We start from the raw sequence: 13614 nt of genomic DNA on the forward strand, positions 1-13614 counted from the left end.
CCCGGCAGATGAAAGCAAACCGAAAATCCGACCGGACTCCGCAAAACCTCAACAAAAACAAGAAGAAGTGATACACAAGAAGATGATATACACGGTGCTGGGCTATCTGTTGCTGATAGAGACAGCCATGATGACGGTGTGCGCGGGCATCGCGCTGTTCTACAACGAGAATGACCTGCATGCCTTTCTCTACGCAATGGGACTCACAGCAGGCTGCGGTATCCTGCTGCTGACCTTGGGCAAAGGCTACGAGCGACAACTGACCCGACGCGACGGCTACCTCATCGTCTCGCTGGCATGGGTGGTGTTCTCTCTTTTCGGAATGCTACCCTTCTACCTGAGCGGCTACATACCCAACCTTTCCAACGCTTTCTTTGAAACCATGTCGGGGGTGAGCAGTACCGGCGCCACCATCTTGGACAACATTGAAGCACTGCCCCACGGACTTCTCTTCTGGCGCAGTATGACACAATGGATAGGCGGACTGGGCATCATCCTCTTCACCATTGCCGTATTGCCCATCTTCGGCATCAACGGCGTGCAGGTATTTGCCGCCGAAGCGAGCGGTCCCACGCACGACAAAGTGCATCCCCGCATCGGCATTACCGCCCGGTGGATATGGCTGCTCTACACAGGACTGACTGCAACAGCCACCTTGTTCCTCTCCCTCGGTGGCATGAACTGGTTCGACAGCATCTGCCACGCCTTTGCCGCCACGGGAACCGGAGGATTCTCCACCCACACCGCAAGCATCGCCTACTACAATTCACCCTATATAGAATATGTGTTGTCGGCCTTCATGTTCGTCTCAGGCATCAACTTCACGTTGCTACTGCTGTTCGTCACCGGACGATTCAAGAAGACAATCGGTGACACCGAGTTGCGCTTCTATTGCTACTGTATCGTTGGTTTCACGTTGGGAATCACCGCTATTCTCTACCTGAAGACCCCGATGGAGCTGGAAACGGCTTTCCGCACCTCGCTCTTCCAAGTGATTTCCATACAGACTTCCACAGGATTCGCCACCAGCGACTACATGACGTGGCCCGCATTGGCTTGGGGAGTCATGCCAATGCTGATGCTGGTAGGTGCCTGTGCAGGCAGCACCTCGGGAGGTATAAAGTGCATCCGCATCGTATTGCTGCAACGCGTCACCAGAAACGAGTTCAAGCGCCTGCTCCACCCCAATGCGGTGTTACCGATACGACTGAACAAGCACGTCATTCCCCCTACACTGCAATCTACCGTACTGGCTTTCACCTTTTTGTTCATACTGATTATGTTTGTCTCCATACTGATACTGCTGGCACTGGGCATCCCGTTCACCGAAACTGTCGGGGTAGTGATATCGAGCATCGGCAATACCGGACCCGGATTAGGTGCTTTCGGCCCCGCTTTCTCGTGGAATGCGTTGCCCGATACGGCCAAATGGTTGTCTTCACTGCTCATGCTGCTGGGACGTCTGGAGCTGTTTACCGTGATGCTACTGTTCACGCCAGATTTCTGGAAGAAAAACTGACAGAATATAAAAAAATCATTATTTACGGCCTTCACCTCATCCCCCTTCTCAAACATCCATAGACAGGGGGATATTAAATAAAGGAGAAAAAAGGGGGCTTTTCCCGATTATATTATTTTTCTCAACAGCCTCAAAGATATTCCTTATCATTGGCAACGTGCATACTCCAGACAGGGGAGCGTTATGTCTGTGAAAAAAAGTGTAAAATATGTTTCAAAACATATCGAGATGGCAGAAAGAATAAGAGTTGTTGTACTTTTGTGCTCTTTAAAAGAATGTATTAGGGTATGAAGCAATATTTGAAATATAGCATTATCCTTGTGTTTGCCATTTTATCGCACCATTGCGTTACAAGAACAATCGACCACGGGGAAATATCGGAATCTCATCCGACCCAATATTGCTTCCAGACTCAAACGCCGTCTTCACAGCAAACCATACTGAACATGTGCGCCATGTTCTCCATGACTTCCCTCTGCATAGAACACGCCAACAGCCAACAGACTCCATCGGACAAGCATTCGTCCGGACGTATCTGCTCCGGTAACGGACAAAGCCACATTCTCCCCAGGCAATGCATGCTTTTGTCACATCTGCCCCACCAGGATATTCCCCATCCACTCACCTACTATGTGTTCGGACTGCGGAAAATCATCATCTGACTTCCCTCCGGCCGGAAGCTTTGTGCCTCTCTCCCTGTTTCTCTTATTCCAGAGATTCTCCCACTCCACACAACGGTGAGGAGAAAAATTTTAATATTCATATTTTAAAAAGATACTTATGAACTTTATTTTGTTAGTGGCCGTCCTCCTGACGGCAGTCACTTTCGTGGGTATCGTTATCGCCATCTCTCATGCGATAGCACCCCGTTCGTACAATTCACAGAAGATGGAACCGTACGAATGCGGTATCCCTACCCGCGGCAAATCGTGGATGCAATTCCGGGTGGGCTACTACCTGTTTGCCATCTTGTTCCTAATGTTCGAAGTGGAGACGGTATTTCTGTTCCCCTGGGCAGTCATCACCCGTGAGCTTGGTGTGGCAGGACTTTTCAGCATTTTATTTTTCCTGATTATATTGGTTCTGGGCCTTGCTTATGCCTGGAGGAAAGGAGCTTTGGAATGGAAGTAACAAAGAAACCGAAAATCAAATCTATCCCTTATGAAGAGTTTACAGACAACGAAACGTTGGAGAAACTGGTTCGGGAACTTAATGCCGGAGGCGCCAATGTCGCCCTTGGCGTACTGGACGATTTCGTCAACTGGGGACGCAGCAACTCGCTGTGGCCTCTTACATTTGCAACCAGCTGTTGCGGTATCGAATTCATGGCTCTCGGTGCAGCCCGCTACGACATGGCTCGCTTCGGGTTCGAGGTAGCCCGCGCCAGCCCGCGCCAGGCAGACATGATTATGGTTTGCGGAACAATAACCAATAAGATGGCTCCCGTTCTGAAACGTCTTTACGACCAGATGGCCGACCCCAAATATGTAATAGCCGTAGGCGGCTGTGCCGTCAGTGGAGGCCCGTTCAAGAAATCCTATCATGTGGTGAACGGTGTGGACAAGATTCTGCCTGTAGATGTCTACATTCCCGGTTGCCCTCCCCGTCCGGAGGCATTCTACTATGGCATGATGCAATTGCAACGTAAAGTGAAAATCGAGAAATACTTCGGCGGAGTAAACAGAAAAGAAGAAAAGCCGGAAGAGGAAATACTAATGTGATAGAGTAGTAATGTGACAACATTATCACCTTACAACGTTACCACCTTTTTTTATAATTATGGAAATAAAATACATAGAACCCTCAGCCCTGCACGACGAAATGCTGCGTCTGCGAAAAGAGGAACAGATGGACTTTCTGGAATGCCTCAGCGGTATGGACTGGGGAATGCCCGATGAAAAAGATGCACCGGACACTCCCCGTGGACTTGGCGTGGTCTACCTGCTGGAGTCTACTGTTACCGGCAAACGGGTAGCAATACGCACCGCCACTCTGAACCGGGAATGCCCCGAACTTCCTTCCGTCAGCGACATTTGGAAAGCTGCGGATTTTAATGAACGCGAAGTTTACGATTTCTACGGCATCGTCTTCATCGGCCATCCGGATATGCGCCGCCTCTATCTGCGCAATGACTGGGTAGGCTATCCCATGCGCAAAGACAACGATCCGGAGAAGGACAACCCGTTGCGCATGGACAACGAAGAAACTATTGATACCACCACGGAGTTGAAACTGAACCCGGACGGTAGCGTTAAAAATAAAGAGCTACAACTATTCGGTGATGAAGAATATGTTGTGAACATCGGTCCCCAACACCCTGCCACACACGGTGTCATGCGTTTCCGCGTGTCATTGGAAGGTGAAAACATCAGCAAGATTGATGCCAACTGCGGCTACATCCATCGGGGTATCGAGAAGATGTGCGAAAGTCTGACTTATCCGCAAACCTTGGCCTTGACCGACCGTCTGGACTATCTGGGCGCACATCAGAACCGCCATGCCTTGTGCATGTGCATCGAAAAGGCAATGGGCGTGGAAGTAAGCGAGCGCGTACAGTACATACGTACCATCATGGACGAATTGCAACGAATAGACTCCCACTTGCTGTTCTATTCCTGCCTTGCCATGGACCTGGGGGCATTGACCGCCTTCTTCTACGGTTTCCGCGACCGCGAAAAGATACTCGACATCTTTGAGGAGACTTGCGGCGGACGCCTCATCATGAACTATAACACCATCGGGGGTGTGCAGGAGGACATCGCTCCCGGCTTCGTGAAGAAGGTGAAAGAATTCATCCCCTACCTTCGCGGTATCTTGCACGAATATCACGATGTATTCACCGGAAACATCATTGCCCGGCAACGTCTGAAAGGCGTAGGCATACTCTCACGGGAAGACGCCATTGCCTTCGGAGCCACCGGAGGTACGGGGCGTGCCAGCGGATGGGCGTGCGACGTGCGCAAGCGGATGCCGTATGCCGTATATGACAAGGTGGACTTCAAAGAAATCGTCCGCACCGAAGGCGATTCATGGGCACGCTACCTTATCCGTATGGATGAGATTCTGGAAAGCCTGAAGATTATCGAGCAACTGATAGACAACATCCCGGAAGGAGCCTATCAGGAAAAGATGAAACCGATTATCCGAGTACCGGAAGGCACTTATTATGCAGCCGTGGAAGGCAGCCGCGGTGAGTTCGGCGTCTTCCTCGAAAGCCACGGCGACAAGATGCCTTACCGCCTGCATTTCCGCAGTACGGGCTTGCCATTGGTATCGACCGTAAACACCATTTGCCGCGGAGCTAAAATCGCCGACCTTATTGCCATTGGCGGAACATTGGATTATGTAGTACCAGATATTGATAGATAGTATGTTTGACTTTAGTATAGTAACCAACTGGATACACCAGTTGCTGACTTCCCTGATGCCGGAAGGTCTGGCGATATTCCTCGAGTGCGTGGTGATTGGCGTATGCATCATCTTGATGTATGCCGTGCTTGCCATCATCCTGATTTACATGGAGCGTAAGATATGCGCCTTTTTCCAATGCCGCCTCGGTCCGATGCGCGTAGGGAAATGGGGATTGCTCCAGGTGCCTTGCGATGTCATCAAGATGTTGACAAAGGAAATCATTGACCTGAAATTCTCTGACCGGTTCCTCTACAACCTGGCACCGTTCATGGTAATCATCGCTTCTTTCCTGACATTTGCCTGCTTGCCCGTCAACAAGGGATTGGAGGTATTGGACTTCAATGTAGGAGCCTTCTTCCTGCTGGCTACGTCGAGCATCGGCGTAGTGGGTATCCTGCTGGCAGGCTGGAGTTCCAACAACAAATTCTCGTTAATCGGCTCCATGCGAAGCGGTGCGCAGATTGTCAGTTACGAATTGTCCTGCGGATTGAGCATACTGACAATGGTGGTATTGATGGGAACCATGCAGTTCTCCGAAATCGTAGAAGGACAGGCTGACAGCTGGTTCATCTTCAAAGGACATATCCCTGCATTGATAGCCTTCATCATCTACCTCATTGCCGGAAATGCGGAAACCAACCGTGGTCCCTTCGACCTGCCCGAAGCCGAGAGTGAATTGACAGCCGGATACCACACGGAGTACAGTGGTATGGGCTTCGGCTTCTTCTATCTGGCAGAGTATTTAAATCTGTTTATCGTAGCTTCCGTGGCCGCCACCATCTTTTTAGGAGGCTGGATGCCGCTCCACATCGCAGGCCTGGACGGCTTCAACGCAATGATGGATTACATCCCTGGATTCATATGGTTCTTCGGAAAGGCCTTCTTTGTCGTCTTTCTGCTGATGTGGATAAAGTGGACCTTCCCCCGCCTGCGTATCGACCAGATTCTGAATCTGGAGTGGAAGTACCTGGTACCCATCTCCATGGTGAACTTGATTTTGATGGTATTAATTGTAGTATTCAAGTTGCATTTCTAACCGGTGTAGCACCGGAGCAAGATTTCCTTACGGACAATTTCAATAAAGATAAAAATAATGAAAGACAATCACTCTTATATCGGCAGACTCATACATGGCATCACCTCTCTGCTGACAGGCATGAAAACCACCATGATCGTATTCTGCCGTAAAAAGACCACCGAACAATATCCGGAAAACCGCGCGACATTGAAACTCTCCGACCGTTTCCGTGGCACGCTGACCATGCGCCATAATGACGAAAATGAGCATCGGTGCGTGGCTTGCGGCTTGTGCCAGATGGCTTGCCCCAACGATACCATCAAGGTGACCGGAGAGATGGTTGAAACGGAAGACGGCAAGAAAAAGAAGATACTGGCAAAGTACGAGTATGACCTCGGTTCGTGCATGTTCTGCCAACTCTGTGTAAATGCCTGCCCTCACGATGCCATCACGTTCGACCAGAACTTTGAGCATGCAGTGTTCGACCGCACGAAACTGGTCATCACACTGAACCGTCCGGGCAGCCACGTAGAAGAAAAAAAGAAAACAACCGCTCCCAAAGAAGAGACAACAAAGTAATTCGTAAATAGTAATTTGTAATTAAACAACATGGAAATAACTCTTGAAACAGTAGTATTCTACTTCCTTGCGGCTTTTATCACCGTATTTTCCATTTTGACGGTAACGACTCACCGCATGGTGCGCTCAGCCACCTACCTGCTGTTCGTGCTTTTCGGTACGGCAGGCATCTACTTCCTGCTGGGTTACACCTTCCTCGGCTCCGTGCAGATTATGGTCTATGCAGGCGGTATCGTGGTACTTTACGTCTTCTCCATACTACTTACCAGTGGCGAAGGCGATATCATTGAAAAGTTAAAGCGCAGCAGATTCCTTGCCGGACTGGGTGCCACCGTGGGCGGTGCCATTATCGTAGTATTCATCACTTTAAAGCATAAATTCATTGCCACCACCGACGTGGAACCTTTGGAGGTGAACATCAAAACCATCGGCCACCACATGCTGAGCGGTGACAAATATGGTTATCTGCTTCCCTTCGAAGCTGTCAGCATACTATTGTTGGCATGTATCGTAGGCGGATTATTAATAGCACGTAAAAGATAGGAATTATGATACACATGGAATATTATCTGATAGTTTCGGCTATCATGTTCTTCGCAGGCATCTACGGATTCTTCACCCGCCGCAACACACTGGCGATACTTATCAGCATCGAGCTGATACTGAATGCCACGGACATCAATTTCGCGGTGTTCAACCGTTTCTTGTTTCCCGGAGGCCTGGAAGGATATTTCTTCTCTTTATTCTCCATCGCCATCTCGGCCGCCGAAACGGCTGTGGCCATTGCCATCATGATCAACATCTACCGTAACATCCGCAGCATCCAGGTGAACAAACTGGATAAGATGAAATGGTAAGAGCAAAAGCCGTCAAGCAATGTTTCTTGAATAGTAATAATTGATAAACATAGTATATATGGAATATACAATATTAATCCTTCTACTCCCTTTCCTCTCTTTCCTCGCTCTGGGGCTTGGAGGTAAATGGATGTCACACCGCACTGCCGGACTTATCGGAACTGCGGCATTGGGGGTGGTCGCAGTACTTTCCTATCTCACCGCAGGAATGTACTTCAGCGCTCCCCGCCTTGCCGACGGTACGTACGAGACACTGACGCCCTATAACTTCAAATGGCTGCCCTTCACAGAAAGCCTCAGCATCGACATGGGCATTCTGCTCGACCCGATTTCGGTCATGATGCTCGTGGTCATCAGCACCGTTTCGCTGCTGGTACACATATACTCTTTCGGCTACATGAAGGGCGAACGCGGTTTCCAGCGCTACTACGCCTTCCTATCACTCTTCACCATGTCCATGCTCGGACTGGTAGTTGCAACGAACATCTTCCAGATGTATCTTTTCTGGGAGTTGGTGGGCGTATCCTCCTATCTGCTGATCGGCTTCTACTATACGAAGCCCGCCGCCATTGCCGCTTCGAAGAAAGCGTTTATTGTTACCCGTTTTGCCGACCTGGGGTTCCTTATAGGCATCCTTGTCTATGGATATTATGCCGGTACATATACCTTCAGCCCCAGTGAGATGGCACTGGCAAAGGGGGGGGCGGCAATGATTCCGCTTGCCTTGGGACTGATGTTCATCGGTGGTGCCGGAAAGAGTGCCATGTTCCCGCTGCACATTTGGTTGCCCGATGCCATGGAAGGCCCTACGCCGGTCAGTGCACTGATTCACGCCGCTACAATGGTAGTTGCAGGCGTCTATCTGGTGGCACGCATGTTCCCGTTGTTCATAGAATATGCTCCCGGCGTGCTGCACATCGTGGCTTACGTAGGAGCTTTCACGGCATTCTATGCCGCCAGTGTGGCATGTGTACAGAGTGACATCAAGCGTGTACTGGCATTCTCCACCATCTCCCAAATCGGCTTCATGATGGTGGCGCTGGGTGTATGTACATCAGCCGACCCGCACGAAGGGGGACTGGGCTACATGGCAAGCATGTTCCACCTGTTCACACACGCCATGTTCAAGGCATTGCTGTTCCTCGGAGCGGGCAGCATCATCCATGCCGTACACAGTAACGAGATGTCTGCCATGGGCGGACTGCGGAAGTATATGCCCGTCACGCATATCACATTCCTCATCGCGTGTCTCGCCATTTCAGGCATCCCGCCGTTCTCAGGATTCTTCTCCAAAGATGAAATCCTGACGGCCTGCTTCCGGTTCAGTTCCACCATGGGATGGATTATGACAGTGATTGCAGGTATGACAGCATTCTATATGTTCCGCCTCTACTACGGTATCTTCTGGGCCGGCTCGGAACCGGGACAAAAGTCGGCAAGCGGAGGCTTAGCGCCCGGGCAACAGTCGGCAAGCGATGGAAGCGACAGCCACGTGCCTCACCCCCACGAGAGTCCGCTGGCGATGACCCTGCCCCTGATGCTCTTGGCTGTAGTTACGATAGTCGCCGGTTTCATTCCTTTCGGCCACTTCATCTCTGCCAACGGCACGACATATAGCATCCATCGGGATTGGAGTGTGGCAGGTACGAGTATTGTCGCAGCAGTGATTTCCATCGCCATTGCCACCTACATCTATGCAGGTAGCCGGCAGCCCGTTGCCAATGCGCTGGCACGCCGTTTCAAAGGCTTGTGGACGGCTGCTTACCACCGCTTCTATCTGGACGAGGCCTACCAGTTCGTCACCCACCGCATCATCTTCGGCTGCATTTGCCGCCCCATCGCCTGGTGGGACCGCCATGTGGTGGACGGCTTCTTCAACTTCCTTGCCTGGAGTGCCGAGGCTATCAGTGACGAGATACGCGGTCTGCAGAGCGGACGCATCCAGCAATATACATTTGTATTCTTGCTGGGCACGCTGGCACTGATACTGTTGCTATTGCTATAACCCGAGATTTTTCAATCGTAAATCGCAAATCGTTAAATCGTAAATATAAAGATGAACTTTTTATCATTATTTGTTCTCATCCCCTTGCTGATGTTGCTGGGTCTTTGGCTCAGCCGCAACATCGCACAAATACGTGCGGTGATGGTGACCGGTGCATCGGCTCTGCTGGTTCTTTCTGCGGCATTGACCGTGATGTACCTCCATGCACGCCACGCCGGTGCCACGGACGAGATGCTGTTCCGTGCCGACATGGTCTGGTATCCAGCACTCAACATCCACTATTCGGTAGGTGTAGACGGTATTTCGGTAGCCATGCTGCTACTTTCGGCCATCATTGTCTTCACCGGAACATTCGCCTCCTGGAGGCTGCAACCGCTGACTAAAGAATATTTCCTTTGGTTCACCTTCCTTTCCATCGGTGTGTTCGGATTCTTCATCTCGATAGACTTATTCACCATGTTCATGTTCTACGAGGTTGCCCTCATTCCCATGTATCTGCTTATCGGCGTATGGGGGTCGGGGCGCAAGGAGTACTCTGCCATGAAGCTGACTCTGATGTTGATGGGCGGCTCCGCCTTCCTGCTTATCGGTATTCTGGGTATCTACTACGGTGCCGGAGCCACCTCCATGAATCTATTGGAAATAGCACAGATGCACAATATCCCCATCGAACAGCAACGTATCTGGTTCCCTCTCACCTTCCTGGGTTTCGGTGTGCTGGGCGCTCTGTTCCCGTTCCACACATGGAGCCCCGACGGTCACGCCTCCGCACCGACTGCCGTTTCCATGCTCCATGCCGGTGTATTGATGAAGTTGGGAGGTTACGGATGTTTCCGCATAGCCATATATCTGATGCCCGAAGCTGCGCAGGAACTGGGATGGATATTCCTCATTCTTACCGGAATCTCCGTGGTATACGGTGCATTCTCCGCTTGTGTGCAAACCGACCTGAAGTATATCAATGCCTACTCTTCCGTCAGCCATTGCGGCCTGGTGTTGTTCGCCATCTTGATGATGAACCGGACGGCTTGCACGGGCGCCATTCTGCAGATGCTCTCTCACGGACTGATGACAGCCTTGTTCTTCGCCCTTATCGGTATGATATACGGACGTACCCATACGCGTGACGTCCGCGAGCTCTCGGGTCTGATGAAGATTATGCCTTTCCTGGCCGTCTGCTATGTAATTGCCGGTCTTGCCAATCTAGGATTACCCGGGCTCAGCGGTTTCATTGCCGAAATGACCATCTTCACCGGTTCGTTCCAGCATCCCGATACGTTCCACCGTGTGTGGACAGTCATTGCATGCAGTTCCATCGTGATTACGGCAGTCTATATCCTGCGACTGATAGGAAAGATTCTCTACGGAACCTGCACCAATAAACATCACCTCACCCTGAGCGACGCTACCTGGGATGAACGTACAGCGGTCATTATCCTCATTGCATGCGTTGCCGCTCTCGGTATGGCACCATGGTGGATTAGCGGCATGATCGGAGACAGCGTATTGCCGATAGTCAATGCACTGTAAATTGTAAACAGAAAATTGTAAAACAGTAAATACATAGTCATGGATTATTCTCAATTCCTCCTGCTCAAAGAAGAGCTTTCGCTGATATTGGTCATCGTCATCCTTTTTGTCGCCGACCTCTTCATGAGTCCGGATGCACACAAGAATGACGGCAAACCGTTGCTGAACACAATGCTGCCAGTTGTTCTGCTGACCATACATACACTTATCACCATCGTTCCCGGTCCTGTGGCCGATGCCTTTGGCGGCATGTATCACAACCAGCCGATACAGAGCATCGTGAAATCCATCCTCAGTATAGGTACACTGATTGTATTCCTGATGGCCCACGAATGGATGCGCCTTCCGGACACTGCCATCAAACAAGGTGAATTCTACATTCTGACACTTTCCACCTTGCTGGGCATGTACTTCATGATTTCCGCCGGTCACTTCCTGATATTCTTTATCGGACTGGAAACAGCAAGCATCCCAATGGCAGCACTGGTTGCCTTCGACAAATACCGCCACCACTCTGCCGAGGCCGGTGCCAAGTATATTCTCACGGCACTGTTCTCCAGCGGATTGCTGCTGTACGGGTTGTCTTTGATTTACGGTACGGTAGGCACCCTCTACTTTGCCGACATACCGGCACGCCTCACCGGCGACCCGTTGCAAATCATGGCATTCGTATTCTTTTTCTCCGGCATGGGATTCAAAATATCACTGGTGCCTTTCCATCTTTGGACAGCAGACGTCTACGAAGGTGCTCCAAGCACAGTGACAGCCTATCTGAGTGTCATCTCCAAAGGCTCTGCCGCCTTCGTGCTGATGACTATCCTCATCAAGGTATTCGCTCCGATGGTGGAGCAATGGCAGGAGGTACTGTACTGGGTCATCATCGCTTCCATCACAATGGCCAACCTATTCGCCCTGCGCCAGCAGAACCTGAAGCGGTTGATGGCTTTCTCCAGTATTTCGCAGGCGGGCTACATCATGCTGGGTGTCATCAGCGGAAGCGCACAAGGTATGACGTCGCTGGTGTACTACGTGCTGATATATATGTTTGCCAATCTTGCCGTGTTTACGGTCATCACCATCGTGGCATTGCGGGCGCATAAGTTCACGTTGGAGGAATACAACGGTCTGTACGTCACCAACCCGAAAGTGACGTTCCTGATGACGCTGGCCCTGTTCTCTCTGGCAGGCATCCCGCCGTTTGCGGGCTTCTTCTCGAAGTTCTTCATCTTTGCGGCAGCCTTCGAAGGCGGTTTCCATCTGCTGGTATTTATTGCCCTTGCCAATACAATCATCTCGCTTTATTACTATCTGAGGATTGTAAAGGCGATGTACATCAACAAGAGCGACGAACCGATTGCGGCATTCCGCAGCGACTACTATACACGTGCCAGCCTGGCCATCTGTACGCTGGGTATCGTGATACTGAGTATTGCAAGTGCGGTATATCAGTCCATCGACAAGTTCTCATTCGGATTATAGCCGGAGGGCATCATCACTCGCCACATGTCACGCAGATTGACACAAAGAATCTTTAGAAGTACTGATAATCAGCAACTTTTTCTTGTGTCAATCTGCGTAATTCGTGTTGAGTGTATATTCTGACACGTGCCCGATAAGTCTTCGCGTATCATTTTACCGGAATGTCATGCAAGGACATTCTATCCGATTATCCGGGAAATGCGATGCCGCAAGGCATAATTATCCCAACGGATTCTCGCCTTGGTCACCGTCATTGCCGCCGTCGGGATTGCCGCCGGAAGAATTGCCGCCATTGGCAAGTTTCTCTATATCCGTCCAGTCCACATCTACATCCACCATAGAGCGGGTGGTTATCTGCTTGCTGCTACTGCGTTTCACTTCGGGAATAAAACGTACCCGTATGCCATTAATCTGTGCGGAATTTACTTCAGCAGACGTGGCTACGCCTTTCTTGTTCGTGGCGGTGGTATAATAGAAAGTACCTACCCCTTCAATCTTCACGGTACGTCCCATAGCCATATAGTCGGCCATTACGCCTCCCAGGTTCTTCAGCACGGCATACGTGTCACCGCGGGTAACGGTAGAGAGCAAGGAGAGCTTGTCCGCCACCTTGTCCGTAGCAATAGGCGTACCGATGGTAATTGCTTTCGGATACCACAAATCGTTCAGCTTCGATTGGAATTTCTTGTAAAATGCCATAATAATAATGTTTTAAATGATTAATAATATATAGTTGATTTCTCTTGTCTCACCCGAGAAGCAGAAGTCTTCACCGCGAGGCCTCAGCGATTCAGCCCTCTGCTTTTCTCAAATTCGATGTCGCAAAGTTAGGGTGGAAAAGAAGGGAAAACAAGGAAATGGCATCTACAGCCCGTTTTCATAAATCACTAATAAATAAGGTTTTGCAAAACAGTCATCTCTACAAGGGGAAGAGAAATACAAGAGGAACATGGCATCAATCTCTACAAGCGAGAGGCGCAAATGGCTGATAATGAGACATGACTTTCTAATGAATCTCTACAACAACCGTCAAAGCCGTTCTTCGTTCTACCCTCATGTCACGCCCCTTTCGTTTAAAGGAACAGATTTTATCCGCATATTTTACCATCTATGACTCTCGTCAACGGAGTTTCCTCCTACCCCCTCCAGAACACCTTCCGGGAGGGGGTACAATGAGTCAGGGAGTGAAAGGCATTCAGTCCCTGAGTGAAAGGCT

At 50.3% G+C, this 13614-nt stretch carries 13 protein-coding genes; 12 read left to right on the plus strand and 1 reads right to left on the minus strand.

What is annotated here, in order from left to right; genetic code table 11:
- The first annotated feature begins 67 nt into the window (after window positions 1–67).
- The 12 genes from M1B78_RS10900 (at window position 68) to M1B78_RS10955 (ending at window position 12398) form a co-directional block, all read left to right on the plus strand.
- Complete coding sequence (locus M1B78_RS10900; RefSeq protein WP_257940673.1) at window positions 68–1519, plus strand: TrkH family potassium uptake protein; 1452 nt, start codon at window positions 68–70, stop codon at window positions 1517–1519.
- A 287-nt stretch (window positions 1520–1806) separates the two neighbouring features.
- The gene (locus tag M1B78_RS10905; RefSeq protein ID WP_257930638.1) at window positions 1807–2181 is read left to right on the plus strand and encodes a hypothetical protein; all 375 of its coding nucleotides are present in this window, start codon (window positions 1807–1809) and stop codon (window positions 2179–2181) included.
- A 118-nt stretch (window positions 2182–2299) separates the two neighbouring features.
- Window positions 2300–2650, plus strand: a complete 351-nt coding sequence (locus tag M1B78_RS10910) for an NADH-quinone oxidoreductase subunit A (RefSeq protein ID WP_257930639.1) — start codon at window positions 2300–2302, stop codon at window positions 2648–2650.
- Window positions 2641–3240, plus strand: coding sequence for an NADH-quinone oxidoreductase subunit B (locus M1B78_RS10915; RefSeq protein WP_136009881.1), 600 nt, complete (start codon window positions 2641–2643; stop codon window positions 3238–3240). The genes M1B78_RS10910 and M1B78_RS10915 overlap by 10 nt, the downstream gene beginning before the upstream one ends.
- A gap of 55 nt (window positions 3241–3295) precedes the next feature.
- Complete coding sequence (locus M1B78_RS10920) at window positions 3296–4888, plus strand: NADH-quinone oxidoreductase subunit D (protein WP_257940682.1); 1593 nt, start codon at window positions 3296–3298, stop codon at window positions 4886–4888.
- 1 nt (window position 4889) lies between these two features.
- A complete protein-coding gene (gene nuoH / locus M1B78_RS10925; protein ID WP_136009879.1) occupies window positions 4890–5966 on the plus strand; it encodes an NADH-quinone oxidoreductase subunit NuoH in 1077 nt (358 codons plus the stop codon).
- Window positions 5967–6023: 57 nt separating this feature from the next.
- Window positions 6024–6527: a 4Fe-4S binding protein gene (locus M1B78_RS10930; protein ID WP_136009878.1), complete on the plus strand. Its 504-nt coding sequence runs from the start codon at window positions 6024–6026 to the stop codon at window positions 6525–6527.
- A 30-nt stretch (window positions 6528–6557) separates the two neighbouring features.
- The gene (locus tag M1B78_RS10935; RefSeq protein WP_136009877.1) at window positions 6558–7070 is read left to right on the plus strand and encodes an NADH-quinone oxidoreductase subunit J family protein; all 513 of its coding nucleotides are present in this window, start codon (window positions 6558–6560) and stop codon (window positions 7068–7070) included.
- Between the two features lie 5 nt (window positions 7071–7075).
- Entirely contained in the window at window positions 7076–7384 is a 309-nt protein-coding gene (gene nuoK, locus M1B78_RS10940) for an NADH-quinone oxidoreductase subunit NuoK (protein WP_136009876.1), read from the plus strand.
- A gap of 58 nt (window positions 7385–7442) precedes the next feature.
- Window positions 7443–9389 (plus strand): NADH-quinone oxidoreductase subunit L, encoded by a 1947-nt coding sequence (gene nuoL, locus M1B78_RS10945; RefSeq protein ID WP_257940674.1) that lies wholly within the window; start codon window positions 7443–7445, stop codon window positions 9387–9389.
- Between the two features lie 51 nt (window positions 9390–9440).
- Window positions 9441–10919, plus strand: a complete 1479-nt coding sequence (locus M1B78_RS10950) for a complex I subunit 4 family protein (RefSeq protein ID WP_136009874.1) — start codon at window positions 9441–9443, stop codon at window positions 10917–10919.
- A gap of 39 nt (window positions 10920–10958) precedes the next feature.
- On the plus strand, window positions 10959–12398 hold the full coding sequence (locus M1B78_RS10955) for an NADH-quinone oxidoreductase subunit N (RefSeq protein ID WP_136009873.1): 1440 nt from the start codon (window positions 10959–10961) through the stop codon (window positions 12396–12398).
- A 219-nt stretch (window positions 12399–12617) separates the two neighbouring features.
- Here M1B78_RS10955 and M1B78_RS10960 read toward each other — a convergent pair whose 3' ends face one another.
- Window positions 12618–13097 (minus strand): HU family DNA-binding protein, encoded by a 480-nt coding sequence (locus tag M1B78_RS10960; RefSeq protein ID WP_136009872.1) that lies wholly within the window; start codon window positions 13095–13097, stop codon window positions 12618–12620.
- Window positions 13098–13614 lie beyond the last annotated feature (517 nt).

Origin of the sequence: Bacteroides muris (ex Fokt et al. 2023), assembly GCF_024704895.1 — a bacterium.
In the GTDB taxonomy this organism is placed as follows: Bacteria; Bacteroidota; Bacteroidia; order Bacteroidales; family Bacteroidaceae; genus Bacteroides; species Bacteroides muris.

Excerpts from the sequence above, each read along its gene's own strand:
- M1B78_RS10955 (WP_136009873.1), top strand. The coding sequence starts at position 10,959 with ATGGATTATTCTCAATTCCTCCTGCTCAAAGAAGAGCTTTCGCTGATA.
- M1B78_RS10905 (WP_257930638.1), top strand. The coding sequence starts at position 1,807 with ATGAAGCAATATTTGAAATATAGCATTATCCTTGTGTTTGCCATTTTA.
- nuoK (WP_136009876.1), top strand. The coding sequence starts at position 7,076 with ATGATACACATGGAATATTATCTGATAGTTTCGGCTATCATGTTCTTC.
- M1B78_RS10935 (WP_136009877.1), top strand. The coding sequence starts at position 6,558 with ATGGAAATAACTCTTGAAACAGTAGTATTCTACTTCCTTGCGGCTTTT.
- M1B78_RS10910 (WP_257930639.1), top strand. The coding sequence starts at position 2,300 with ATGAACTTTATTTTGTTAGTGGCCGTCCTCCTGACGGCAGTCACTTTC.
- M1B78_RS10930 (WP_136009878.1), top strand. The coding sequence starts at position 6,024 with ATGAAAGACAATCACTCTTATATCGGCAGACTCATACATGGCATCACC.
- M1B78_RS10960 (WP_136009872.1), bottom strand. The coding sequence starts at position 13,097 with ATGGCATTTTACAAGAAATTCCAATCGAAGCTGAACGATTTGTGGTAT.
- M1B78_RS10950 (WP_136009874.1), top strand. The coding sequence starts at position 9,441 with ATGAACTTTTTATCATTATTTGTTCTCATCCCCTTGCTGATGTTGCTG.
- nuoL (WP_257940674.1), top strand. The coding sequence starts at position 7,443 with ATGGAATATACAATATTAATCCTTCTACTCCCTTTCCTCTCTTTCCTC.
- nuoH (WP_136009879.1), top strand. The coding sequence starts at position 4,890 with ATGTTTGACTTTAGTATAGTAACCAACTGGATACACCAGTTGCTGACT.
- M1B78_RS10915 (WP_136009881.1), top strand. The coding sequence starts at position 2,641 with ATGGAAGTAACAAAGAAACCGAAAATCAAATCTATCCCTTATGAAGAG.